The following is a 24,630-nucleotide window of genomic DNA, read 5'->3' on the forward strand; positions in this document are numbered from 1 at the left end:
CGTTAAGCTTATATCATCTTCTTTTGAATGGTTTAACGTAGGATCTGCTGACAGGCACTTTTAATCCATTATCTAGCGTGACTTGTAGTGTATTGTTAAACCAAGGTTGTATTTCTTGGATTTTTGTAGTATTTAAGATGAAACTTCGATGCGTTTTGACAAAGAAATCCATCGTCAAACGTCTTTCAATTTTACTTAAACTACCACTTGTTTGGTACGTTTCTTTTTCAGTGTGAACACTTAACTCTTTATCTTCGACAGAGACTAAATAGATATCTTTAGGATGAACGAGAAAAATTCGGTCTTCTCCTTGAATGGGAATCGCATCTATTGAATCAGTCGCTTTTTTTACAGGTACTTCTGTGGGTTTGATGATTGAGATTGCTTTATCTAATGCTTCGTGGACAACCACTTCATCAAAGGGTTTTAAAATATAGTCCATGGCATTTACCTTAAAGGCTTTTAGTGCATAATCATCATAGGCTGTGGCAAAAATAAGATAAGGTGGTTTTTTCAATTTTTTTAGTTTATTCGCTAAATCAAATCCACTTTCATCAGTTAAATGAATATCTAAAAAAATAATGTCGGGCTTTTTATCCATGATTTTTTCCATGGCTTCTTCGACAGAATCAGCTTCAGCAGTTGAAGTGATGATTGGATGTTGTGTCACTAAATAGGTTAGTTCGTCACGAGCTAAAGGTTCATCATCAACAAGTAAAACATGTATCATAGGGAATCATTCCTTTATATTAAAGTATTTACACCATTTGCTTCAATCAGTGGTATGGTTAAGGTGAAGGTTGCGCCATCTCCTGAATTATTTTTAACATCAAAACTAGCTTGACCACCAAACAAGTTAGTCATTCGTTTTGATAAGTTTTCTAGAGCCGTACCGGTTCCTTTTTTAGACGAAACAGGTTCTTTTCCTAATTGTAGCAACCTGTCTTCAGGAATGCCTAGCCCATTATCTGCCACAGAAATAATTAATTGTTCTTGTTCTTTATAAATAGAAACATAGGCATGATTATTTTCTTTTCTAGCTCCAAAAGCATGCTTAATGGTATTTTCTATTAGTATCTGTACGGCGTAAGGTGGCACGACAAAATGTGTGATGTCGTCTTCGATGTCAAACGTGACAGAATATCTATTTGGAAATCGTGCTTGTTCCAAAGAAAGATAAGCATCAACTTGAGCTAATTCTTGTTTTAAAGGAATCAAGGTTTGTCTGGCACCTTGTAAGTTCCCTCTAAAATAAGTACTGAGTTGTAATAATAATGTTCTGGCTTTGTCACTGTCTTTTCTCATTAGAGCTGAAATGGTATTAATGGCATTAAAGAAAAAGTGTGGGTTAACTTGTGCTTGTAATGATTTGATTTCAGCTTCTTTTAGCAACTTAGATTGAACTTCTGCTTCACCTAGTTCAATTTGCGAAGAAAAAATAGTTCCTAAACCTTGTGCTAATTGTTCTTCAACATGTGTGAGTTGATTGGCGTCAGTGAAATACATTTTAAGTGTGCCGACAATTTTTTTATGAACAAACAAAGGAATCACGATAGCTGCTTCTAAAGGGCAGCTTGGATTCGAGCAACCAATATGTTCTTTATGATGCACGATGGAGAGCTTTCCATTTTTTAAAACATCACGAGATAACTCTGTAATAACTTCTAATTCGGGGATATGATGATCACTTCCCGCACCATAATGAGCGAGTATTCGGTGACTATCTGTCAAACTAATAGCACTCACTTTTGTATAGTGCTGAATAATAGTTGCGACTTTTTGAGCTGAATGCTCGTTTAAACCTTCTCTAAAATAGGGAAGAGTGGCAGCAGCTAGTTCTAGAACATCATGTGTTTGAACAGCTTTGGCTTGTTCCTCTTGTTGCAAAGTAGTAGTTAAGATAGATAAGAATATAAAGGTTCCCGTACTATTTAGAATAATCATAGGTAGCGCAATGAAACTAACTAAGTTAAGGCCTTGTTGAATACTACCACCACTAAATAACATGATAAAAAGCATCTGGACACTTTCCATCAATGCTCCAATCAAAGCAGCTTGAGTAGGCGAAGGGAATTTTCCTTTTTTCGTCATTTTTTTACCTAGCCAGCCAGATAATATACCAACTAAGATAGAAGAAGGGATGTAGAACCAGCTATAATTACTTCCTTGAATGAAACGATGAGTTCCAGCAATTATCCCGACCATCCCACCAACAAAGGGTCCAGCGACAATACCAGAAACACCGATAGCCAAAGTTCTAGTATTTGCAATGGATACATTGTCATGTAGGTTGGTTAGGATACTACTTGGAACGATTTGATTATCTTTAATTTCGATTCCGGTGAAATTTGAGATAATAGCAAATAAACTAAAAATAATAGCAAGTTGTAACTTTGATTGATAGGAGTTCCGGCTTAGTAATAATTTTTTAAAGTAGGGGACATTTACTAATAAGAAAGCTAAGAGGATAATTAATCCAACACGCTCCATCATTAGGATAAATAATTCGACCATGTGAGTAAACTCCTTTGATATTTAGTTTTAGTGTAGCATAAAAAATATTCAATCATACAACAAAAAAACGTGTCGATAGTAACCTATCAACACGTCGAGTCTTTATTTAACCATACCCCATTTACTTGGTGGCCAAAAAGCAATTTTGGATTTTCCGATAATATTTTCTTTAGGAATAAACCCAACTTCTGGGAATCGACTATCTTTTGAGTTTTGACGATTGTCCCCCATAACAAAGTAACTATTTTCAGGAACAGTTTTCTCTCCAGTTAATGACTCTAAAGTAAAGTCATAAGTTAAGACGTCATCAGGGTTTGTTTTTTTCAGTTCAGCTTTTTTCTCATTTAAATAAGGCTCATCCATTTTTTTACCGTTAATATAAAGCACGTCATCTTTGTATTCTACCGTGTCACCAGGCATACCGATTACACGTTTGACATAATTTTTAGATGGGTCATCTGTTGCAACCAGTGAGACAATATCAAACCGTTTAGTATCGCCCATTTTTAATGCGATATTTCTTTCACCATCAACAAGTGTTGGCATCATTGATTCCCCACTTACTGTGACTGGCGTAAATACAAATACTCGTAATAACACTAATGCAATGATTAAGACGACATACCAAATTAAGTCTTTAATCCATGTTGGTTTTGTCATAATAAACCTCCTATAATCTAATTACCATTTCACTGAAATGATAACTTATAGGGTTTATTATACGATATATTAAAATGAATGTCATTTATTTAATGTATAGTAATAGACAATTTCTTTCAAGAATACTAAACTGTTTTTTGAAATATGTTTAGTATAATAAGACGTAAAACGCTCATCAGCTAAATACATATCCAACATCTGTTGATGATAAACAGATGAATAAAATGGACTCGTAATCGATAACCATTTTTTATGAGCAAGAAAGGCTTCTTCGGCTAAAGGATGGGAGACGTCTGTGATTTCTTCTTGCTCTAATTGATTTAATGAGTTAAATAAACGTTGTTCAGCCTCTTGTGAGTCGTTGAAATCATTCTGTGATAGGTTCATCCAATTAGATTCATACGTCTCTATTTCTTTTGTATCGTATTTTTGAAGTAGTTCCTCTCCGTATTTTTCTTGATTCGTTTTTATTTGTTGTTGTTTGAACGCTTCAAATTTTTCGTCATTAGTCATGTTGAGTTCTCCTTTGTAGTACTTAATTGTTTTATCTAATGAAAGGATAAGTCTGTCTAACTGTTTTTTCTGTTCTAATAATTTATCAAAGTGGTTAGATAAAGACTCAATGATGCAATCACTATCATCTGATAATATAGATTTTATTTCGTCTAAGGAAAAATTAAATTGTTTATAAAAAAGTATCTGTTGTAGTCGATCAAGCTCTTTTTCACTATAATAACGATACCCGTTTTCTTTAATATGTGTGGGTTTTAATAAATCTATGCTATCGTAGTAGCGTAATGTTCTTGTAGTAACACCTGATAGTTTAGCTAATTCAGTTATAGAATAAATAAAAACTCCTCCTTTCATTAATGTGAGTATACATCTTGACGTAACGTTAAGGTCAACAAGTGAAATACTATCTTTTCAAGTCTTTTTATCGTAAAATAAACTATATAATATTCAGTGAGGTGAAAAGATGGTTGGCTTGTGGGAACGTTTGAAAACAAATAGTAGTGTTCGGCGAACGATAGTTTTATGTATTATATTTTTATGTCTGTATTTAATTCGAAATATTATCAGTTTAATTCTACTAACATTTATTTTAACGTATTTAATCATTCGAGGAGTAGAGGGGATTCACCATTTAACCAAACTCCCTAAAAAATTAATAGCGATAGTAATGTATCTACTCATCATCGTATTTTTATATTTTTCGATTACAGTATATGTTCCAAAACTGTTTAATCAAACGATACAGATGATAGAAGAAGTCTTTAATTTTTATCAAAAAGCAGATACCAATAATAAATTATATGAATGGATTGCTCAAAATGTCGGGTTTAATGAAATCAAACAACAATTAACAACAGGAGCTAAAGTAGTGTTCACAACCATTACAAGCATTGGTTCTATGGGAATTACGTTTGTGATGTCATTGATTTTAAGTTTCTTCTTTATTATAGAAAAAGATTGGGTAACCGAGTTTGGTCAAGCCTTTTTCAAAAGTAAGATAGGACTCTTTAGCCAAGATGTCGCTTATTTAGGTAAAAAATTTGTTAATACTTTTGGGGTTGTGATAGAGGCCCAATTTATTATATCGATTGTGAATACAATATTAACTATCATTGGGTTGATTTTTATGAAATTTCCACAAGATCAATTATTAAGTTTAGCTTTAATGATATTTATTTTAAGTTTAATTCCTGTGGCAGGGGTAATTATATCATGTATTCCACTATCATTGATTGCTTATACAGTAGGTGGTATTGAAGATGTTATTTATGTGTTAATTATGATTGCTATTATCCATGCGATTGAATCATACTTATTGAATCCTAAGTTAATGAGTAGTAAAACAGATTTACCTATCTTTTATGTCTTTGTTATCTTGATGTTCTCAGAAAAATTCTTCGGCGTTTGGGGACTGGTTATAGGGATACCAGCTTTCGTCTTTTTTCTTGATTTACTTGATGTTAAAGTGGATCACAAAAAAACACCGGTTATCCCGCAAATTAATTCATCAAAATAAAAAACGTTGTTCTCTTTTATTTAAGAGGACAACGTTTTTTCGATTAAAACACATCTGGATTTTTATAGTTGCGAATTTTAATAGCTGTAACCAGTTCAGAAATACCTGATAGAGCTAGAACCACTCCAAAGAACTTGAATAAAACGATTAGACTACTGAAAGGTCTAAATAAAATAAAGATTCCAGCAAGTAGTAGAGCAATACCATAAAGTAACATTGGAACATAACTAATATTGACATATTGTTTAAAGTTAAGCGCACTTGAAATTTTTGTTGCTCCACCAATAATAATCATAATACCTAAAAAGATAGGTAAGATACTAGCAATTGGTCTAGCAAAGAGCCAAATCATAAGGGCGGCAATAAAATAAAAAATACTCACAGAAATTTGACTATTTTGTTGATTTCTTAAATAACTGATAAGATTAATTAAACCAAGGATAGCATTGTATCCTGCAATCAAATAGACAGCCATATTGAATAACTGATTTGGTCTAAGAAAAATCAAGATACCGACTAATAAATAGATGATTCCTCGAGCAAAAGCGTGGCGTTGGATGGAACGAAATAGAGAAGACATGTCATCACTCCTTAATTATAATACTTTCATGGTTATTATACGTGTCTTACGAAAAAATAACCAATAAAAAGATAAAAAGCTCTACTTCGAGTCATTATTTTAACAGAAGCAGAGCCAGTTATTACATAGAACCTTTGAAGACGTGTTTGTTTTTTACGAAATAATCTATACCTGAATAGATTGTGGCTGCTAAACAAATATATAAAAAGATTTGATCTAACGGTAAATTAATCGCGTTAAATGGAACATTGCCAAGTAGTAATAAAATAATTGCAACCATTTGAGTGGCTGTTTTGACTTTACCAGGCCATGCAGCTGCCATGACTTCACCATCTTCAACAAGTAATAGACGTAACCCTGTTACAGCTAGTTCACGACAAACAATAATGGAAACAACCCAAGATGGGGCATTGCCTTGTCCAACTAAAACAATAAAAGCAGTCATAACTAACATTTTATCTGCTAATGGATCAGCAAATTTTCCAAAATTTGTGACTAAGTTATGTTTTCTAGCAATTTTCCCATCTAACCAATCTGTGATACTTGCTACCGCAAAAATAATCGCTGCAACGAGTTGAGTGATTAATAAGGGGGTACCAAAAACATCCACCTCCCCCCAGTTAAGTGGAGCTAAAGCAACAATCATAAAGAGTGGAATCATACAGATTCTAATGACCGTCAACTTGTTTGGTAAATTCATTTATAAACGACCTTCCTTTTTTTACTATTCATTTTCCTTAGTAGTATCAAAATTTATAGTAATAATTTTTTTACCAGTAGTTGGATTAGCTTTGTTAAAAGCGAGTTCTTTGTTATTGACTTTTACTGATAAATTATTTGATGCCCCGACAATAATATCAATTCCTGTGGCTTCTTCAGGTACAACAGAGCTAATGGTTTCACCTGGTTGTAACGTATATTGATAGTAGATAGCATTTGTTCCACTTTGTTGTAAACCAATCCAAACTGGTCCTTCTAAAGCAGTAAAATCAAGTTTTATTGGAGTAGACACATTTTTACCAGCATAAGTGACTAACTCTGTGGTATCAGATGTGATACTAAACTTGTTTTCACTATCAGCTTTTTTAGACGAAGACTCTTTGGTTTCTTTAGATGTTTCAGTAGTACTAGATTGTGACCTGCTTTCTTCACTTTGATCACTACTACTACCAATGACAACCGTTTTTTCAGGTTTTGGAACAAGTGGACCACTGGCAATATCTAATCGCATAGCATAAATAATTGTCCCTATTATAGCAATAACAACTAAAGAAAGTAAAATGACTGGCAAATAAGATTTAAAAGAGGTCTGTTTTTTTGCTTCTTTTTGGTGTTTTTCTTTACGAGACCCTTTGACTGGTGTAGCAGATGGCAATTGTTCATAGATTTCATCAGGTTTTCCTTCAAATCGGCGAATTAATGGTCGTGAATTCAGTCCGACAGCTTCAGCATATTGTCTAATAAAGGTTCTAGTATAGTAATCACTAGGCATAGCATCGAAGTCATTTGCTTCGATGGCAGATAGATAACGACGTTGAATCTTTGTAATTTTTTGTAAGTCTTCTATGGTCAACCCTTTTTTTAGTCGGGCTTTTTTTAATTGTTCACCGATTGTATCCACGGGAGCGTGCACCTTTCTTTCTAATTTTTAATTAAAGCGTCCAACCACCAGTTATAGGAATGACAGAACCTGTCATATAAGTTGCATCTTCACTTAATAAGTAGGTAACAAGTGAGGCAATTTCTTCAGGATGTGCTAGACGATTAAGTGGTATCTCTGAAATAAGTTCATATTTTTCATTTTCAGTCCATAGAGCATTCATTTGTGTTTCTACAGCTCCTGGCGCAATACTGTTTACTGTTAAGTTCATGGAGGCGACTTCTTTCGCGTAAGCTTTGACAAAAGAGATTTGTGCGCCCTTAACTGTACTATACATAACTTCCATAGAGCTGCCAATCAGACCATAGACCGAACTGATAAAAACAATCTGACTAGAAGATTGTTTTGTTAGCGAAGATTGACATAGTTGACACAAGCGAATGGGTTGTTTTAAATGAGTATCCCATAAAAATTGCATCTCTGCTTCAGTCGTATCAGTTAGTAGTTTATAAACTGTTCCACCATGAGCAAATACAATGGCATGAAGTTGAAATAAGGAGTCAACTAGTCGATTGACATCACTTTCTTGACTTAAGTCAGCTTGGATAGCAAAGAAATCCTGTTTTGGATACAATTGTTGTAAGTCATTAATCAATGAGGTGATTTTATTCTCTTGTTGATAATAATGGCAATAAACGGAGTATCCTTTCTTAGCTAATTTTAAAACACAAGCAGAGCCAATATCTCCACTAGCTCCTGTAACTAACACATATCTCATGTCAAACTACCTTTCTTCTGGGTAGATAAAGAAGCGACTTAATGCTTCAGGTCTGATAAATGATTCTTGTACGGCTTTGATGTCACTTAATTCAATGCTATTAATGACAGTGACTAAATCAAATAAAGTTGTGTCACCAAATTTCATTCCGCTAAATTGGTTGGCAATATACTCTAGTGAATCCAATGATTTCAAATGTTTTCCAATCATTTTTTTCTTCGCCAAATCTAAGTTTTGTTTGGTTAATTCAGGACTATTATCTGATTTCAATAAGTAATTAATTATTTGGTTGGCAAAACGCTCAGGCTCATCAGTATCTGAACTGAAATCGGCAAAATGGAAGCTACGATCAAATGAAAATTCAAATGAGAAGCTATCATCAATTAAGCCATTATTATACATAGTAAGATAATTTTTTGAGCTCATACCAAATAATAATTGTAATAATAATTGAATCGTTGTTTGATATTTAAGGCGTTCAAATCCATCTTCAGGTGGTGTATCAAGTCCTTTTAAGCCAACAACTGCCTTTGGTCGATTAACAGATAGGGTGATACTATCTTCTTTAACAATATCATCCGCTGTTTCTTTCGGGAAATGACGTTTGATTTCAGTTGCTTTTGGAAATTCTTTGGCTGCTTGATTGTCTTTAATAAAGGCCATCATTTCCTCAGGATTCATTTTTCCAACGATAAATAAGTTCATATTACTTGGATGATAAAATGTATTGTAACAAGTATATAAATCATCTGCTGTAATGGGTTCAATACTATCGATTGTTCCAGCAATATCAATATGTAATGGGTGTTTTGGGTACATATTATTTAAAATACCAAAAAATAAACGCCAGTTTGGTTCATCTTGATACATTTGGATTTCTTGGCCAATAATCCCTTTTTCTTTTTGGACAGATTCTTCTGTAAAATAAGGACTTTGAACAAAATCAATTAATGTTTCGACATTTTGCATAACGTTATCAGTACTTGAAAATAAATAACTTGTACGAGTAAAACTTGTAAAAGCATTCGATGCGGCACCTTGACGACCAAATTTTTGGAAGACATCCTCATCTTCTTTTTCAAATAATTTATGTTCTAAAAAGTGAGCAATACCATCAGGAACCGTGATAAAATCTTTTTTTCCAATCGGCACAAATTCACTGTCAATTGAGCCGTAATTTGTAGTAAAAAGACCATATGTTTTATGGAAATCTTCTTTAGGCAGTAACATCACTTCTAATCCATTAGGCAACACTTCTGTATAAAGGGTTTCATTAATAGAAGGATAATAGTTTTTTTTCATGTTATTTTCCTCCTTCCATGAAATAAACTGCTTGTAAATTAATAGTTGTTGCCACATCTTGAACGTCTTCTCGAGTGACAGCATTCATTTTTTTGATCCACTCATCTTGAGATAAATCAGCATAAGGAACGTTAGAGAAGAGGTACTGTTGTTCAACAACTGCACGTTGATTATCAGAGGATAACAAATATTGATTGATTAACATTTTTTTTGTTTGTTCTAATAAATCATCAGGAAATTCACCCGTTGTCATGTCTTTTAATTGCTCATTAACTAATCGTAAGACACGTTCACGATTTGAGCTATCAATACCAGTTTGTACAGTTAAAAATCCTCTAAACGGATCAATTGAGCTACTTGCATAATAAGCTAAACTATGTTTTTCACGAACGTTTAAAAATAATTTCGAATGTGGAAATCCACCAAACAGTCCATTAAAGACCATTAATGGAAAATACATGTCATCATGGTAATAAACATCACAGTGATAACCAATATTTAATTTAGATTGCATAACAGGTAGAACTTCACTTTTTTGTTGAATAATATTTTTGAAAGGTTGTTTGTAAAACAGTTCAGTATCCAATTTTTCTCTATCAGAAAAACCGAAATTTTTAAAACATTTTTCCACATATCCTTCTTCAACATCACCACTAACTAGGATATCGATTTTATCGTGTTGAATCATATAATTGTAGTAGTCAGCAATAGATTTTGGTGTTTCAGATTTGATTTGCTCAATATCACCAAAACTTGGTGTTTTTTGATTTTTACTATCTGAAAAGAAAAGATTTTGTAAAGACATAGAAGCGTAAGTTTGTTTATCATCAAAAATTGATTCAATATCAATGATTAGATTTTCTTTTTCACGATTAAATGTTTCCTCATCAAATTTTCCATCTTTAATATTAGGATTAAAAATAATTTCTTTTAAAAATTCGACAGAATCTTCTAAAATAGAAACACCATTGGGCGCGATGTTATCGTTAATGACATTTAAGCCAATACTTAGATAATGCTCATTACCAGTCCGATTAACACTCACATAAAACCCTGCCCCGTATAAATCAGCTAGTTTTTTACTTAATGCTACTTGGTCAGGAAAGTTTAAACTATTTGTTTCCATTAAACTTGCAAGTAACGAACGTTTACTACTAAAAGTCGCATCAAGAGGTGTTGCAAATCGAACGACAATGCGAACAGTTTTATATTTTGTTGTTGGAATAATATGTAAATTCACTTGGTTATTTAATTTAATTGTCATAAAAAAACTCCTTTATTATCGTCATCAAGTGGTTCTTTAAGTATGACGATACACTCTCTAGGTTACCAAAAAAAAGGGTGGTAAGATAGGAAAACACATTGGATTTTATTTTTTTGATTAAAACTTAACAAAATTGTAATGCTCATAATAAATATACATCATTACGATATATTATCATATATTACAACAGTGTTACATGTCAATTTATTATAAATGATTTTTATAAAAAAATTTGCTATAATATGGAAATGATTGGGGGATATGAAAATGATAAAGGAATTTAAGGAGTTTATTGCACGTGGTAGTGTAATAGATATGGCTGTTGGTATTATTATAGGTGGTGCATTTACGAGCGTTGTGAGTGCTATGGTAGATGGTTTGATTACACCAATTATAGGAGTGATTATCAGTTTACTATTTCCTGGAGCTGAAACAGTGGAAGATGCAACAAAAGGCATGACGTTTACATTAAATGGTGTCACGTTTGATTATGGTAAATTGATTTCAGCAATTATCACATTCTTAATTACAGCATTTGTTTTATTCATTATCGTAAAATCTGTTAATAAAGCAGAAAACTTAATGACAAAAGATAAGGTTGAAGAAGAAGAGGAAGAAACAGCTGAAACAACTGAAGATGTTCTAAAAGATATTCGTCAATTATTAGCAGAACAATCAACTATTAAACAAAAAGACGAAATAGAAAACAAAAATTAAAAATAAACCGCGAGGAGAATAACTCCCCACGGTTTTTTATTTACGTTTTTTTTCAAATAATGGACTAACTGGCTTGTTCTCATGGATACGCTTGATTGCATCGCCCATTAATTCTGCAACACTAACTATTTCGATTTTATCAGACTTTTTCTCTTCTGGCAAAAGGATAGAGTCTGTGATGATTAATTTTTCAATTGATGAGTTGTTGATTCGATCAATTGCAGGTCCGGATAAAACAGGGTGAGTACAACATGCAACGACTTCTGTTGCGCCTTTTTCTTTCAAGGCTTCAGCAGCAAGAGTAATTGTTCCAGCTGTATCAATCATGTCATCGATAATGACACATTTTTTACCTTTTACTTCACCGATAATATTCATCACTTCGGCAACATTAGCTTTTGGACGACGTTTGTCGATAATCGCGATTGGAGATTTTAGATTTTCAGCTAATTTACGAGCACGTGTTACGCCACCATGGTCAGGTGAAACCACGACTACATCATCGCCTTCGTAACCATGATCGATAAAGTAGTTTGCTAGTAAAGGAGCAGCCATTAAATGATCCACTGGAATATCAAAAAATCCTTGAATTTGTGCAGCGTGTAAGTCTAGTGTTAATAAACGAGTTGCTCCAGCAGTTTCTAACATATCAGCAACAAGTTTTGATGTAATCGGCTCACGAGAACGAGCTTTTCTATCTTGTCTTGCATAGCCATAATATGGCATAACAATGTTAATAGTTTGTGCACTTGCACGTTTTAGAGCATCAATCATAATCAGTAATTCCATTAAATGGTCGTTTACAGGGTTACTTGTAGATTGGATTAAGTATACGTGACTACCACGAATACTTTGCTCGATATTGATTTGAATTTCACCATCACTAAACTTTCTTACTTCAGACTTACCAAGTTCCACACCAACTGCATCAGCAATTTTTTTTGCTAAAGGCTTGTTTGAATTTAACGAAAAGATTTTTAACTTTGGATCAAAGTAATGATTAGACATGAGAACCTCCACTTTCTTCTTTTTAACTGAGTATAAACTTACATACAAATATTAGACATATTCTACTAATAAATCAAGTGTTTGCAGTGAAATTATTTATTATAGGGTAAATTTTTAGCATAATCTTCTAGATTTTCCTGACGAGCACGAGCAATACCTAAGTCATTTTCACTGATATTTTTAGTGATAGTAGAACCAGCTGCAGTCATACTGTTGTTTTCAACAGTTAATGGGGCAACTAAAATAGTTCCGCTACCGATAAATACATGATCGCCAACAGTTATATGGTGTTTGTTTTTGCCATCATAATTAGCGAATACTGTGCCACATCCGATATTGATGTCTTTACCAAGAGTTGCGTCTCCAACATAAGTTAAGTGACCAACCTTTGAACCATCATCAATGGAAGCATTTTTAATCTCGACAAAATTACCTATATGGACGTTTTCGTTAATCACAGTATTAGGTCGCAGGTGGGCATAAGGTCCCACATCAGAATGATTTCCAACGACTGCTCGTTGTAACGTAGAGGACTTAATTTCGACGTCATCGCCAATGTTACTATCAGTAATAGTAGAATTTGAACGGATGATACAATTATGACCAATCGTTGTGTTGCCTTTAATTATCACACCAGGTTCAATCACAGTATCAGATCCAATAACGACATCTGATTCAATATATGTGTTGTCTGGATCGACAAATGAAACGCCTTGACGCATATGTTGTTCATTGATACGTTGCTTCATTAATTGGTTTGCTTTAGCCAATGCAACACGGTCATTAACACCCATTGATTCTTCTTCAGAGTCCATGATATATGCTGTGACAACTTCTCCTTGTTGTTTTAAAATACTAATCACGTCTGGCAAGTAATATTCACCCTGTGCGTTATCATTTCCAACTTTTTCTAATGCTTCAAATAAAAATTTATTATCGAAACAATATGTTCCAGTATTAAACTCTGTTACGGCAAGTTCTGCCTCTGAAGCATCTTTTTGTTCGACGATTTTTTCGACTAAGTTTTCATCATTTCGAATGATACGGCCATAACCTGTAGCATCTTCAGCAACAGCTGATAGAATAGTTGCTTTGGCATTTAATTGTTCATGATGGTTGACTAATTTAGTTAGTGTCTCTTTAGTTAGTAGGGGAGTATCTCCACAGATAACCAATGTTGTACCATCTTTGTCTTTTAATAAATCAGACGTTGCTAAAACAGCATGCCCAGTCCCTAATTGTTCTGTTTGTAGAGCATATTTTGAGCGCTCTCCTAATTGTTCTTGTACCTTCTCAGCACCATACCCAACAACCGTTACAATTTCAGTTGTGTTTAAAGGTTCGATTTGTTCTAGAACATGTTCAACCATCGGCTTTCCAGCGACTGGATGCAGCACTTTATATAGAGAAGACTTCATACGAGAGCCTTTTCCAGCTGCTAAAATGATAGCAAATCTATTTTTCACGATATTGACACTCCTTAAGTGTATTTTTAAACACTTTATTTTAACAAAAAAAAGACTTGATATTCAAGTCCTTAAATTTATTAATCTGTGGCGTCTGCACCCATAACAGAAAAATAGTTACCAGGAACAACCGTTATATTTTTAGTTTTTGTATCGACTTCTTTAACGCAAATAAGTGAAGTGTAGTCATCAACCATACGACGACCACTGAACGTTGATTCGGCAAATACAGTGATACCAACAAGCTCGGCTTCGAATTCCTCGATTAAGGCTTTCATTCCATTAACCGTTCCGCCACCTTTCATGAAATCATCTACGACTAACACTCTAGACCCACGTTTTAAGCTACGTTTTGATAACTCCATTTTTTCAATTCTTTCAGATGACCCTGATACATAATTGACACTTACAGTAGAGCCTTCAGTGATTTTAGAATCACGACGCACGATAACAAATGGAACATTTAGGTAATATGATACCGCTTGAGCGATTGGCACACCTTTTGTTGCGACCGTCATAACAGCATCGATGTTTTTATTAGCATACTGCGTTGCAATGATTTGCCCAATTTGTTTAAGTAGTTGCGGTTCTCCAAGTAAATCAGATAGATAAACGTATCCACCAGGAAGTAATCGATCTTGTTCAGATAAGCGTTCACATAATGAATCAATCATTTGTTTTGACTCACTAAATGGAATAGATGGTGTAAAAATAACGCCACCAGCAGCTCCAGCCACTGTTTCAAGAACACCAAAACCACGCTCTTTAAATGTTTTTTTGATAATTGTTAAATCTTCACTAATTGAAGATTTTGCTGATTCATATTTTTTTACAAAATAAGTCAGAGGAGTTAATGTATGGGGGTGATTTAAGATATAAGCAGTCATATCAATTAAGCGTTCACTTCGTTTTATTTTCATTAAGATACTCCTTTTAAAGTTAAATTTAAGTAATATAGACTATTATAGTATGTAAATTTAAAAAAGCAAAGTATTTTTGAAAATAAATAAAAAATGTTCGTGAAAACGAACAGATTATTTGGAAACCTGTCTGTTTTTTTTACGAACATTAGTTAGTAAATTAATTAGAATAAACATCACAATGAAGATTAATGTGATGGTTGCGCCTGGTGGTGTATCTAATTGATACGATGTAACAAGACCAGAAGTCATGCCAATAAATCCAACTACGATACTACTTAAAATAACAGTCGAAAAAGTTTTCCCAATCTTCATCGAGATAGTGGCTGGTAAAATCATAATAGCTGACACAAGTAATGCTCCAGCAATAGGAATCATCACAGTGATAGCGATACCTGTAATAACATTAAATAGCATAGATAGTACATGAATTGGCAGTCCGTCAACATGTGCTGTGTCCTCGTCAAAAGTTAATACATACATTGGTTTCCTCAATACCAAAAATAAACTAACTATAATAACTAGTAAGCCAGCTAGTATTTTAACTTGTTGCCAATTGATTGTTACGATAGAGCCAAATAAATACTGTTGAATATTCATCGAATTTTTCCCTTTAGTTAAATTCATTAAAACTAATGCAACAGCTAATCCACCTGACATTAAAATCGCAGTAGATACCTCTGAGTAAGACTTGTAAAGATTTTTAATGTACTCTAAAACAAAGGCAGAAGCAATTACGACAATTAATGTGGTGATCGTTGGGTTAACATTAATGAAAAAACCAAGAGCAATCCCTGCAAGGGAAACATGTGATAAGGTATCTGCTAAAAGTGATTGTCTACGTAATACTAAAAATACACCAAGAGATGGGGCGATTACAGCCATCATAGAAGCAGCAATAAGTGCTCGTCTCATGAACTCATATGAAAACATCTCCATTCGGTCTCCTCCTTTCTAACAAGGTGGATATGTCGATCCATATAACCTTTTATTTCTTCATGATCGTGTGTCACCATTAAAATTGCTTTATTGTGTTCTTTGACACTGTGCTGTAGTAATTTATAAAAATCATTTCGAGAGGATTCATCCATCCCTGTTGTGGGCTCATCAAGTACAAATAAATCTGGATCAGTCGCAAATACACGGGCTAAACAGACACGTTGCTTTTGTCCACCTGATAAATCCCCAATGCGTTTCTTTCTCATATCCCACATGCCAACAGAGTTAAGAGCTTTTTCGACATGTCTATGATCAACGTCATCTAGACGTTTAAACCATTTTCCACGTTGAAATCTGCCCGATTGAACGAACTCTAATACAGTACTTGGAAATCCCGCATTAAATGAGGCGATTTGTTGTGGAATATAACCAATTGTTAATTTTTGTCCATCTATATTGGTAGGAGAGATATAAACTTCTCCTTCATTAGGTTTTAGTAACCCTAGTGTATTTCTTATTAATGTTGATTTTGCCGCACCATTTTCACCAGTTAGTATGACAAATTCACCTGGACTGACCGTATAAGAAACGTCTTCCAACACAGGTTCATCATCATAATAAAAAGTGAGGTGTTTGACGTCAATATAATTCATAGTAACCTCCTTTAATCGTAAACGTTACGTTTTAAAACCAAAAGAATCATAACACTTGTGTCAAAATAAAGCAAGAATAGTTAATCGGTTGTCCATAACAAAACAGATAAAAAGCAGATTAGTTTCTACTTCTTATCTGTTTAATGTCCTAACTAAATACACTTCATCACAAAATCCTTTTAAAGCATTTGCCACATGAACAGCTCGTGAACGTTTTTTACAAAGCGCAAGAACGGTAGGACCGCTGCCACTCATGACGGCTGCATCTGCTCCGAATTCTAACATTTTATTTTTAACATATTTAACAATAGGAAAAACTTCCATCGTGTAAGATTCTAGAGAATTCCCCAAATGTTGAATCATTTCTTGGTAATCTTGGTTTTCTATTGCATGATATATAGCTTTTATATTTGGATGCGAAAGTGAGTCAACTTGTATTTTTGAAAACACGCGAGGAGTGGATACACTGATTTTGGGTTTGACTAGAACAATCCAACACTGTGGCATTGGGTGAGAGAGTGGTGTAACACGGTCTCCAACGCCAGTAACAAGAGCTGTTTGTCCATATAAACAATACGGGATATCTGTACCGATTGGAACGGATAATTTAGCCATTTCTTCCAATGTAGCACCCAGGTTAAACAAACGATTGACCCCTCTAAATGCCGCAGCAGCATCGCTACTACCACCACCTAAACCAGCCGCAACGGGTAAGTTTTTCTTTAAATTTACTTCAACACCTTGAGTAAACCCATATGTTTTTTTCATGATATCAATTGCTTGATAAATATTATTTTTACGGTCTACTGGTAGGAAGCCATTGTCAGTTTTAATAATGATATCATCAGTTGGAATAGCTGTTAAAATCAATCGGTCGGATAAATCGACACTTGCCATAATCATTTCAAGCTCATGATAACCATCATCACGTTTGTAAAGGACATCAAGTCCCAAGTTTATTTTTGCCGGGGCTTTTTCGATGATTTCCATTGACTACCTCCAATTCTTCAAAATATTCTATTTGTTTGATTATACATGAAAAAAGAGTGAATATAAAACAATTTAAGTACTGACTTTAGAGATTTTATTGAATAAAGAAAAAGATAGGAAAAAATCCTATCTTTAACGATACATTTTAAATTTTAAGAATAGATCATTATAGCGCTCTAAATAGGTTTGTCCTAAATCCTCATACACTTCTAAGTGCTCGATAATTTTGTCACTTGGGTAAAACTGTGGGTCACTTGTAATTTCTTTAGGTAATATTTTTAACGCTTTTTTATTTGGCGTAGAGTAACCAATGTATTCGGCATTTTGAGCAGCGACATCTGGTTTTAACATAAAGTTAATAAAATCATACGCACCATCAATATTTTTTGCTGTTTTTGGGATCACAAAATTATCAAACCAAAGATTAGAGCCTTCTTCTGGAATCACATAATGCAAGTGCTCATTTTCTTCTAGCATACTAGCAGCTTCACCAGAAAATGTGACCGCAGCAGCACTTTCACCATTTATCATGTACATTTTGATTTCATCAGCTACAATCGCTTTGACGTTGGAACTTAGTCCATCTAATTTTTTTGAAGCATTATCTAGTTGTTTATCATTTTTACTATTTAATGAATGCCCGTCACTATTTAAAGCCAATCCCATGACTTCTCTAGCTCCGTCAATTAACATCACATTATTTTTTAGTGAGGGATTCCATAAATCATCCCAATGTTTAATCTGACCTTCTTTAACGAATTCATCATTGTATATAATTCCCAATGTTCCCCAAAAATAGGGGATAGAAAATTCGTTTTTAGGGTCAAATGGAATATTTAGAAAACGACTATCTATGTTTTCTAGTCCTTTGATTTTAGAATGATCAAGCGGAATGAGCATATCTTGTTTAACCATTTTTTGAATCATGTATTCACTGGGAATGGTTAAATCATAGGCTGTTCCACCTTGTTTGATTTTGGTCATCATGCTTTCGTTCGAATCAAAGGTTTCGTAAATGACTTTATAGTTATATTCTTTTTCAAATCGTTTGATTAGCGAAGGGTCAATGTAATCTCCCCAATTATAGATAGTTAATATACGACCACCAGAGGCACCACTGTTTTTTTCAAGATTAAAAGAAGTAACAGCTAGAAGGACAATGATAAGAAGAATACCTGAAAAAAGAGCATTGAGTTTCTTCATCTTATTTACCTCCTATTTTTTGTGTTTTTTTCTTTTTGTATTTTGGTTTATTGTCTTTACTGATAAAGTAATACCCAGTCACTAATAAAATAGAAAACAGAAATAGAAGGGCACTTAAGGCATTGATTTCTAAACTAATCCCTTGTCTGGCACGAGAATAAATTTCAACAGATAAAGTACTAAATCCATTCCCTGTTACAAAAAACGTCACAGCAAAATCATCTAATGAATAGGTAAATGCCATAAAATATCCGGCAATAATTCCTGGTGTTAAATAAGGTAAGATAATTTGTCTTAGTACCTGCCAGTTGTTTGCTCCTAAATCTCGTGCAGCATCAATAAGTGATGGATTCATCTCTTGCATTTTTGGCAAGACCATTAAAACGACAATCGGGATACTAAAAGCAATATGAGAGAGTAGTACAGACATAAAACCTAATTGAAACCCAAACCAAGTCCCTAGAAAAGTAAATAGGATTAAAAAACTTGCCCCAATAATAACATCAGGAGACACCATTAAAATATTGTTTAAACTTAGTAATGTATGTCGTACGCCACGTTGTTTGGTGTAGTGAATCCCCATTGCACCAAACGTTCCAATAATAGTAGCGATTAAAGCAGATAGAAAAGCTAGTAAGAACGTGTCTATCACAATGCCAATTAACCTGGTGTCTTCAAAGACAGCTTGGTAATGTTCTAACGTAAATCCGGTAAATGATGTCATCGTTCCACCGGCGTTGAATGAATAATAAATTAGATAAAAGATAGGTGCATACAGAATAATGAAAACTAAAATCAAATAGAGATGGCTCCAATTAAATTTATGGTTGCTCATTTTTTCTTCGCTCCTTTCTTTTTCTTCTCACCAGTTATCATCATAATGATAAACATCGCGATAATCAGAACGACACCAATGGTTGATCCCATCCCCCAGTTTTGTGTGACAAGGAAATGTTGTTCGATGGCCGTTCCAAGCGTTATCACACGATTTCCCCCAATTAAGCGAGTTAGCATAAATAGACTAAGTGATGGGATGAATACGGCTTGCACACCACTTTTTACGCCATTTAAAGATAGTGGGAAGATGACACGTCTAAATGTTTCAAAATTACTCGCGCCTAAATCACGACTGGCAAACACAAGAGAAGGGTTAATTTCTTCTAAGGCATTAAAAATAGGTAAAATCATAAATGGGATTTCAATATAGGTCGCAACGGTTAAAAAACTAAAATTTGTAAAAAGAAGTTGTTGCGTCCCAATACCAACAGTATCTAAAAAGTTATTTATTCCACCATGGATACTAAAAATCCCAATAAACGCATAAGCTTTTAACAACAAGTTAATCCAAGTAGGCAAGATAATTAACATAAGCCACAGTTGTTTGTGTTTTAATTTTGTTAAAAAATAAGCTGTTGGATAACTAATCACTAGTGTAAATAGGGTAATAAGTAGAGCGTAGAATAATGAGTTAAAGGTCATACTCAAGTAAGTTCCACTTGTTAAATATTGTTGATAATTACTCAATGTAAACTGTCCATTAATATCAAAAAATGATTGGTAAATAATTAAAATAACAGGTGCGATAACAAATAGAGCTATCCATAAAAAATATGGAATCGTGTAAAAACGTTTTGATTGTGTCACTTATCAACCCTCCTTAGTCGTCATAACTTTCTAATCTGGCATCAAAATCTTCTTCTGACTCATTAAAACGCATGACATGAATGTCTTCTGGTTCAAAGAATAAACCAACTGTTTGTCCTTCAAGTGGCTTCTTAGTTGAATGCACCACCCATTCATTTCCTTCAGAATCAATACAGAAAATTTCATAATGAACTCCTCTAAATAAAAGAGTGTCCACTGTAGCTTTTAATTTTCCTTTTTCAACTGGAACAAGTGAAATATCTTCTGGACGCATGACAATATCAACTGGCTCATTTTCTCTCATTCCGCCATCAACACATTCAAATTGTTTGCCTACGATTTCAACTAAATTGTCTTCAATCATAATGCCTTTTACAATATTACTTTCACCAATAAAGTCAGCGACAAATCGGTTGATTGGTTCATCATAAATATCAGAAGGAGATCCGCTTTGCTCGATTTTTCCATCATGCATAACAAAAATTTCATCACTCATAGCTAATGCTTCTTCTTGATCATGAGTAACAAAAATAAACGTAATCCCTAAACGTTTTTGTAATTCACGTAACTCTGATTGCATGGCAGTTCGAAGTTTTAAATCAAGAGCGGATAACGGCTCATCTAATAATAGAATCTCAGGTTCATTCACAAGGGCACGAGCAATTGCGACACGTTGTCTTTGTCCACCTGACATCTCACTGATTTGTCTTTCTTCTAAACCAGATAACTGAACTAAACGCAGAGCTTCACGTACTTTTACATCAATTTGTTCTTTAGGTAATTTTTTGATTTTTAACCCAAATGCCACATTTTCATAAACATCCATATGAGGAAAAAGAGCATAATCTTGGAATACAGTATTTACTTTGCGTTTGTTTGCGGGAACTTTATTAATCACTTTTCCATCAAATAAAATTTCTCCAGATGTTGGTTCGCTAAAACCAGCAATCAAGCGTAAAATCGTTGTTTTACCACATCCTGATGGACCTAATAAGGTATAAAATTTTCCTTGTTCGATTTCAAAACTCACTTTTTTTAATACAGTGGTGTCGTCGTATTCTTTCACGACATCTTTAAATTCAATAATTGTGTGACTCATTTTCTCCCACCTTTACTATAAATAAGAATTTGTTGCAACGATGAGGAGTTTGCTAACTCCATCGTGAGCATTAGATATTTGGTGCTGGTTGAGTGCTTGGTAATAAATACTTTCACCTTTTGACGCAATATAGGTATCTTCACCTATGGTAACATAGATTTTTCCTTGTAACACATAACCAAATGTTTCGGATTGTGATGGTTCAAATTCTTTGTATTCACCTTTTTTTTCTAGAGTTAATAATATAGGTTCCATTTCATTTTCATTAGAGTCAGAAACTAACCAATTTATTTCATACCCTTTGTCTTCATCAAGATGTATGGTTTGATCTTCTTTAGGATAGACGACTTGTTGTTTTTGATGTTTTTCATCAAAAAATTGTTTTGGAGACACACCTAATACTTCTAAAATGGAGAAAAATGTCTCTAGGGAAGGGGAGCTTAAATCCCGTTCTAATTGAGAAATGTATCCTTTAGTGAGATCTGTTCGTTCTCCTAATTCTTCTTGTGTTAAATTTTTTTGTATTCGTAAGTTTTTGATTTTTTTCCCGATAAGTATGGTCAACACCTCCAGTCTAATAGTTAATATATACTAAACTTCAAATGATAGATGTTTATTAATATTAAACTTTTAGTTTACTTTCTGATGGTAGTATACAAGATGATTTTCAACAAATCAATTCATTTTTTTGATATCACATTTTGTTGTTTTTTTATGATAAACTAAGTTTATCAAAGAGATGAGGAGACGATGTAAATGATGGATAAAACATTCAAAGCACTTATTGTTAGTGAAAAAGATGATAGCATTATCTCAAGTATAGAAGATTGGTCAGTTGACAGATTATCAGAAGGGGACACACTTGTTGAAGTTGAGTATTCAGCGATAAATTATAAAGATGCCTTAGCAACGATAAAAAATGGGGGAGTTATTCGGTCATATCCTATGATTCCTGGTATCGATTTTTCAGGAACTATTATAGAAACAACTCACGAAGGATTATATGTTGGCGATAGAGTAGTTGTAACTGGTCAAGGGACAGGTGTAAGTCACACAGGAGGTTTTAGTGAAATAGCACGTATTCCAGGTGAATGGATTCAAGTTGTGCCACAAGATTTAGATTTAAAAGTAGCTGCGTTTGTTGGGACAGCTGGAATAACAGCCGCTCAAGCGATTCATCGTCTAGAATCTGTTGGTTTAGGTGAAAACAAAGAAGCCAGTATTTTAATAACCGGAGCAACAGGTGGAGTTGGAAGTATGGCGATTAATTTATTAAAAGCTAAAGGCTTCAACAACATCACCGCGTTAACACGCAAAAAATCGACGGATTATTTGGATTCTTTAGGTGTACAACATATTATTAGTACCGAAGAAATGCTTGAAAATACTCGTCCATTACAAAAACAATTATTTGATTATGTCATTGATACGATTGGTGGGGCAACACTAGAAGCAATACTACCTAAAATTTCATACGGTGGGGGAATTTCTCTATGTGGAAATGCAAGCGGTATTAAATTTAGCACGACAGTTTTACCGTTTATTTTACGCGGTGTAACGATGTTTGGAATTGATTCAGTTCAATTAACAACAGAAAAAAAATCTGCGTTATGGGATACAATTAAAGAAAGTATCACAAAAGAGATGATTGAGGCGACTATAGCTAATGAAATCTCGTTAGAGGATATCATTCCAGTGACGAAACAATTATTAGAAGGCACGCATTCAGGAAGAACGATTGTCAAAATTAAATAATAAAAAAGGTGGAGCAAAATTAATTGCTTCACCTTTTTTTGTTAGAATGCTAAACTATTTGGTTTAACGTCTGCTGGAATTGGATTCACGTAAGGCGTTACATCTGTTATATTTTTTAGCTCAGCCTTCGCTTGATCAATATATTCAGGTTCTTCAAGCACTTTAACAGCTGTTGCTGCCATTATTTTAGCTGCTTGAATCATTCCTTTTTTAGCAATACCACTTTTTCCGTTTGTAACCCATTGCCATGTATGCATGGCGGTATTTTGAACTTCTGTTGCAACGATACATTGAACAGTTGGGACAATCCAACTGACATCCCCCACATCAGATGAACCAGGGAGAGTAACGTTAGTTAATACCTCATTGAATGGGTAAACATAGTCAGCTAATACTTTACCCACATTTTCTTTTAAGACTTTTTGTTCAACAGGTGTAGCAGGTGGAATCATTCTAAATTGTTTTTCTTCTTCAGTTAATGTATCATGAATTGCTTTAGCAAATACTTGATCTTCCTCATCAAATTCCGGTCCACCATAATGCATCATCACGTCTCCCATAATGCGAGAGTACACAACGTTTGGAATATAGTTTGAACAAGCTTTGTCGAAATGTACGGTTACTTCTGTTTCAGTCATAAGAGCCGCGCCTTCTGCAATTTTACATAAACGATCATAAATTTCTTTTGCTTGGCTTCCTTTTGGTGCACGAATTAAATATAAAAGTTTTGCATGATCTTGGACAACACTAGGAGCTACACCACCAGCATCCATATACGCATAGTGATATCTTGCTTCTGGTGTCACATGTTCACGAAGGTAATTTCCACCGACATTCATCAACTCACAAGCATCAAGTGCACTACGTCCCATGTCTGGAGCATTTGCAGCATGAGCTGATTTTCCTTTAAACTCAAAAGCTGCTTGGATATTAGCTAGTGTTTTTACACCCCAAATGGCATTATCTGTTCCTGGATGCCAACAAATCGCCATATCTAATCCATCAAAAGCACCATCTCTTGCCATAAATGTTTTTCCAGATCCGCCTTCTTCAGCAGGACAACCAAAATATTTAATTTGCGCAGGGATATTGTGCTCTGTAATGTAATCTTTGGTCGCAATTGCAGCAGCAAGTGAAGCTGTACCAAGTAAATTATGTCCACAGCCATGTCCATTTGTGTTTTCTGTATCCGGATTTGCTTCTTTTTGTGTAGAACCTGCTTTTTGAGACATGCTAGGTAGTGCATCATATTCCCCTAAAAATCCAATGACAGGACCTTCATTTCCAAAACTTGCAACAAATGCTGTGTCAATCTCTCCAATATTTGTTTCTATGCTAAATCCTTCTTCTTTTAATACATTAATCAACACGTCTGCTGATTCTTTTTCATGGAATTTTGTTTCGGCAATATCCCAAATTTTATCACTTGTTTGGAAATAAGTGTGTTGTTTTTGAGTAATTAATTTTTCGATTTGTTTATACATATATTATATCCTCCTAATATTCAAT

Annotated in this window: 25 protein-coding genes; 3 read left to right on the top strand and 22 right to left on the bottom strand. The window is 34.0% G+C overall.

Annotated features, from left to right (window positions below; genetic code table 11):
• Window positions 1-13: 13 nt before the first annotated feature.
• The 4 genes from BHY08_RS02015 to BHY08_RS02030 form a co-directional block, all read right to left on the bottom strand.
• Window positions 14-727 carry a LytR/AlgR family response regulator transcription factor gene (locus BHY08_RS02015; RefSeq protein WP_071457807.1) on the bottom strand — a complete coding sequence of 238 codons (714 nt, stop codon included), beginning with the start codon at window positions 725-727 and terminating at the stop codon, window positions 14-16.
• Between the two features lie 17 nt (window positions 728-744).
• Complete coding sequence (locus BHY08_RS02020; protein ID WP_071456279.1) at window positions 745-2,514, bottom strand: sensor histidine kinase; 1,770 nt, start codon at window positions 2,512-2,514, stop codon at window positions 745-747.
• A 102-nt stretch (window positions 2,515-2,616) separates the two neighbouring features.
• On the bottom strand, window positions 2,617-3,174 hold the full coding sequence (gene lepB, locus BHY08_RS02025; protein ID WP_071456280.1) for a signal peptidase I: 558 nt from the start codon (window positions 3,172-3,174) through the stop codon (window positions 2,617-2,619).
• A gap of 81 nt (window positions 3,175-3,255) precedes the next feature.
• On the bottom strand, window positions 3,256-4,041 hold the full coding sequence (locus BHY08_RS02030; RefSeq protein ID WP_071456281.1) for a MerR family transcriptional regulator: 786 nt from the start codon (window positions 4,039-4,041) through the stop codon (window positions 3,256-3,258).
• Between the two features lie 109 nt (window positions 4,042-4,150).
• Here BHY08_RS02030 and BHY08_RS02035 point away from each other — a divergent pair, with 109 nt between their 5' ends.
• Window positions 4,151-5,203: an AI-2E family transporter gene (locus BHY08_RS02035; RefSeq protein WP_071456282.1), complete on the top strand. Its 1,053-nt coding sequence runs from the start codon at window positions 4,151-4,153 to the stop codon at window positions 5,201-5,203.
• 43 nt (window positions 5,204-5,246) lie between these two features.
• On the opposite strand, the gene BHY08_RS02040 is transcribed toward BHY08_RS02035, so the two are convergent.
• The 6 genes from BHY08_RS02040 to yfmF all read right to left on the bottom strand — a co-directional run bounded on the left by BHY08_RS02040 (window position 5,247) and on the right by yfmF (window position 10,727).
• On the bottom strand, window positions 5,247-5,783 hold the full coding sequence (locus BHY08_RS02040) for an HdeD family acid-resistance protein (protein ID WP_071456283.1): 537 nt from the start codon (window positions 5,781-5,783) through the stop codon (window positions 5,247-5,249).
• Window positions 5,784-5,904: 121 nt separating this feature from the next.
• The gene (pgsA, locus tag BHY08_RS02045) at window positions 5,905-6,483 is read right to left on the bottom strand and encodes a CDP-diacylglycerol--glycerol-3-phosphate 3-phosphatidyltransferase (protein WP_071456284.1); all 579 of its coding nucleotides are present in this window, start codon (window positions 6,481-6,483) and stop codon (window positions 5,905-5,907) included.
• Window positions 6,484-6,507: 24 nt separating this feature from the next.
• Window positions 6,508-7,404, bottom strand: coding sequence for a helix-turn-helix domain-containing protein (locus BHY08_RS02050; RefSeq protein WP_071456285.1), 897 nt, complete (start codon window positions 7,402-7,404; stop codon window positions 6,508-6,510).
• 31 nt (window positions 7,405-7,435) lie between these two features.
• Window positions 7,436-8,161 (bottom strand): elongation factor P 5-aminopentanone reductase, encoded by a 726-nt coding sequence (gene ymfI, locus BHY08_RS02055; protein ID WP_071456286.1) that lies wholly within the window; start codon window positions 8,159-8,161, stop codon window positions 7,436-7,438.
• Between the two features lie 6 nt (window positions 8,162-8,167).
• Window positions 8,168-9,463 carry an EF-P 5-aminopentanol modification-associated protein YfmH gene (gene yfmH, locus BHY08_RS02060; protein ID WP_071456287.1) on the bottom strand — a complete coding sequence of 432 codons (1,296 nt, stop codon included), beginning with the start codon at window positions 9,461-9,463 and terminating at the stop codon, window positions 8,168-8,170.
• A gap of 1 nt (window position 9,464) precedes the next feature.
• Window positions 9,465-10,727 (bottom strand): EF-P 5-aminopentanol modification-associated protein YfmF, encoded by a 1,263-nt coding sequence (yfmF, locus tag BHY08_RS02065; RefSeq protein WP_071456288.1) that lies wholly within the window; start codon window positions 10,725-10,727, stop codon window positions 9,465-9,467.
• Between the two features lie 267 nt (window positions 10,728-10,994).
• Between yfmF and mscL the strand changes: the two genes are divergently transcribed.
• Complete coding sequence (mscL, locus tag BHY08_RS02070) at window positions 10,995-11,444, top strand: large conductance mechanosensitive channel protein MscL (protein ID WP_071456289.1); 450 nt, start codon at window positions 10,995-10,997, stop codon at window positions 11,442-11,444.
• Between the two features lie 36 nt (window positions 11,445-11,480).
• Here the strand turns inward: mscL and BHY08_RS02075 are convergent, their stop codons facing one another.
• The 11 genes from BHY08_RS02075 to BHY08_RS02125 form a co-directional block, all read right to left on the bottom strand.
• Complete coding sequence (locus BHY08_RS02075) at window positions 11,481-12,452, bottom strand: ribose-phosphate diphosphokinase (RefSeq protein WP_071456290.1); 972 nt, start codon at window positions 12,450-12,452, stop codon at window positions 11,481-11,483.
• Window positions 12,453-12,544: 92 nt separating this feature from the next.
• Window positions 12,545-13,918: a bifunctional UDP-N-acetylglucosamine diphosphorylase/glucosamine-1-phosphate N-acetyltransferase GlmU gene (gene glmU / locus BHY08_RS02080; RefSeq protein ID WP_071456291.1), complete on the bottom strand. Its 1,374-nt coding sequence runs from the start codon at window positions 13,916-13,918 to the stop codon at window positions 12,545-12,547.
• Window positions 13,919-13,998: 80 nt separating this feature from the next.
• Window positions 13,999-14,838, bottom strand: coding sequence for a pur operon repressor (gene purR / locus BHY08_RS02085; RefSeq protein WP_071456292.1), 840 nt, complete (start codon window positions 14,836-14,838; stop codon window positions 13,999-14,001).
• 114 nt (window positions 14,839-14,952) lie between these two features.
• Window positions 14,953-15,777: a metal ABC transporter permease gene (locus tag BHY08_RS02090; protein WP_071456293.1), complete on the bottom strand. Its 825-nt coding sequence runs from the start codon at window positions 15,775-15,777 to the stop codon at window positions 14,953-14,955.
• Complete coding sequence (locus BHY08_RS02095) at window positions 15,750-16,430, bottom strand: metal ABC transporter ATP-binding protein (protein WP_071456294.1); 681 nt, start codon at window positions 16,428-16,430, stop codon at window positions 15,750-15,752. The genes BHY08_RS02090 and BHY08_RS02095 overlap by 28 nt, the downstream gene beginning before the upstream one ends.
• Window positions 16,431-16,562: 132 nt before the next feature.
• Window positions 16,563-17,420, bottom strand: a complete 858-nt coding sequence (ispE, locus tag BHY08_RS02100) for a 4-(cytidine 5'-diphospho)-2-C-methyl-D-erythritol kinase (protein WP_071456295.1) — start codon at window positions 17,418-17,420, stop codon at window positions 16,563-16,565.
• 132 nt (window positions 17,421-17,552) lie between these two features.
• Window positions 17,553-18,623 carry an ABC transporter substrate-binding protein gene (locus tag BHY08_RS02105; RefSeq protein ID WP_071456296.1) on the bottom strand — a complete coding sequence of 357 codons (1,071 nt, stop codon included), beginning with the start codon at window positions 18,621-18,623 and terminating at the stop codon, window positions 17,553-17,555.
• Window position 18,624: 1 nt separating this feature from the next.
• On the bottom strand, window positions 18,625-19,458 hold the full coding sequence (locus tag BHY08_RS02110; protein ID WP_071456297.1) for an ABC transporter permease: 834 nt from the start codon (window positions 19,456-19,458) through the stop codon (window positions 18,625-18,627).
• On the bottom strand, window positions 19,455-20,267 hold the full coding sequence (locus tag BHY08_RS02115) for an ABC transporter permease (RefSeq protein WP_071456298.1): 813 nt from the start codon (window positions 20,265-20,267) through the stop codon (window positions 19,455-19,457). The genes BHY08_RS02110 and BHY08_RS02115 overlap by 4 nt, the downstream gene beginning before the upstream one ends.
• 13 nt (window positions 20,268-20,280) lie before the next feature.
• Window positions 20,281-21,366, bottom strand: a complete 1,086-nt coding sequence (locus BHY08_RS02120; protein ID WP_071456299.1) for an ABC transporter ATP-binding protein — start codon at window positions 21,364-21,366, stop codon at window positions 20,281-20,283.
• A gap of 15 nt (window positions 21,367-21,381) precedes the next feature.
• Entirely contained in the window at window positions 21,382-21,924 is a 543-nt protein-coding gene (locus BHY08_RS02125; RefSeq protein WP_071457808.1) for a helix-turn-helix domain-containing protein, read from the bottom strand.
• A 198-nt stretch (window positions 21,925-22,122) separates the two neighbouring features.
• On the opposite strand from BHY08_RS02125, the gene BHY08_RS02130 reads away from it, so the two are divergent.
• Window positions 22,123-23,121 carry a YhdH/YhfP family quinone oxidoreductase gene (locus tag BHY08_RS02130; protein ID WP_245729988.1) on the top strand — a complete coding sequence of 333 codons (999 nt, stop codon included), beginning with the start codon at window positions 22,123-22,125 and terminating at the stop codon, window positions 23,119-23,121.
• Window positions 23,122-23,162: 41 nt separating this feature from the next.
• Here the strand turns inward: BHY08_RS02130 and BHY08_RS02135 are convergent, their stop codons facing one another.
• Window positions 23,163-24,605 (bottom strand): M20 family metallopeptidase, encoded by a 1,443-nt coding sequence (locus BHY08_RS02135; RefSeq protein WP_071456300.1) that lies wholly within the window; start codon window positions 24,603-24,605, stop codon window positions 23,163-23,165.
• Between the last annotated feature and the right edge of the window lie 25 nt (window positions 24,606-24,630).

Source organism: Vagococcus teuberi (assembly GCF_001870205.1).
Classification (GTDB): domain Bacteria; phylum Bacillota; class Bacilli; order Lactobacillales; family Vagococcaceae; genus Vagococcus; species Vagococcus teuberi.

Excerpts from the sequence above, each read along its gene's own strand:
- BHY08_RS02020 (WP_071456279.1), bottom strand. The coding sequence starts at position 2,514 with ATGGTCGAATTATTTATCCTAATGATGGAGCGTGTTGGATTAATTATC.
- lepB (WP_071456280.1), bottom strand. The coding sequence starts at position 3,174 with ATGACAAAACCAACATGGATTAAAGACTTAATTTGGTATGTCGTCTTA.
- BHY08_RS02030 (WP_071456281.1), bottom strand. The coding sequence starts at position 4,041 with ATGAAAGGAGGAGTTTTTATTTATTCTATAACTGAATTAGCTAAACTA.
- BHY08_RS02035 (WP_071456282.1), top strand. The coding sequence starts at position 4,151 with ATGGTTGGCTTGTGGGAACGTTTGAAAACAAATAGTAGTGTTCGGCGA.
- BHY08_RS02040 (WP_071456283.1), bottom strand. The coding sequence starts at position 5,783 with ATGTCTTCTCTATTTCGTTCCATCCAACGCCACGCTTTTGCTCGAGGA.
- pgsA (WP_071456284.1), bottom strand. The coding sequence starts at position 6,483 with ATGAATTTACCAAACAAGTTGACGGTCATTAGAATCTGTATGATTCCA.
- ymfI (WP_071456286.1), bottom strand. The coding sequence starts at position 8,161 with ATGAGATATGTGTTAGTTACAGGAGCTAGTGGAGATATTGGCTCTGCT.
- yfmH (WP_071456287.1), bottom strand. The coding sequence starts at position 9,463 with ATGAAAAAAAACTATTATCCTTCTATTAATGAAACCCTTTATACAGAA.
- yfmF (WP_071456288.1), bottom strand. The coding sequence starts at position 10,727 with ATGACAATTAAATTAAATAACCAAGTGAATTTACATATTATTCCAACA.
- mscL (WP_071456289.1), top strand. The coding sequence starts at position 10,995 with ATGATAAAGGAATTTAAGGAGTTTATTGCACGTGGTAGTGTAATAGAT.
- BHY08_RS02075 (WP_071456290.1), bottom strand. The coding sequence starts at position 12,452 with ATGTCTAATCATTACTTTGATCCAAAGTTAAAAATCTTTTCGTTAAAT.
- purR (WP_071456292.1), bottom strand. The coding sequence starts at position 14,838 with ATGAAAATAAAACGAAGTGAACGCTTAATTGATATGACTGCTTATATC.
- BHY08_RS02090 (WP_071456293.1), bottom strand. The coding sequence starts at position 15,777 with ATGGAGATGTTTTCATATGAGTTCATGAGACGAGCACTTATTGCTGCT.
- BHY08_RS02095 (WP_071456294.1), bottom strand. The coding sequence starts at position 16,430 with ATGAATTATATTGACGTCAAACACCTCACTTTTTATTATGATGATGAA.
- ispE (WP_071456295.1), bottom strand. The coding sequence starts at position 17,420 with ATGGAAATCATCGAAAAAGCCCCGGCAAAAATAAACTTGGGACTTGAT.
- BHY08_RS02105 (WP_071456296.1), bottom strand. The coding sequence starts at position 18,623 with ATGAAGAAACTCAATGCTCTTTTTTCAGGTATTCTTCTTATCATTGTC.
- BHY08_RS02110 (WP_071456297.1), bottom strand. The coding sequence starts at position 19,458 with ATGAGCAACCATAAATTTAATTGGAGCCATCTCTATTTGATTTTAGTT.
- BHY08_RS02120 (WP_071456299.1), bottom strand. The coding sequence starts at position 21,366 with ATGAGTCACACAATTATTGAATTTAAAGATGTCGTGAAAGAATACGAC.
- BHY08_RS02130 (WP_245729988.1), top strand. The coding sequence starts at position 22,123 with ATGATGGATAAAACATTCAAAGCACTTATTGTTAGTGAAAAAGATGAT.
- BHY08_RS02135 (WP_071456300.1), bottom strand. The coding sequence starts at position 24,605 with ATGTATAAACAAATCGAAAAATTAATTACTCAAAAACAACACACTTAT.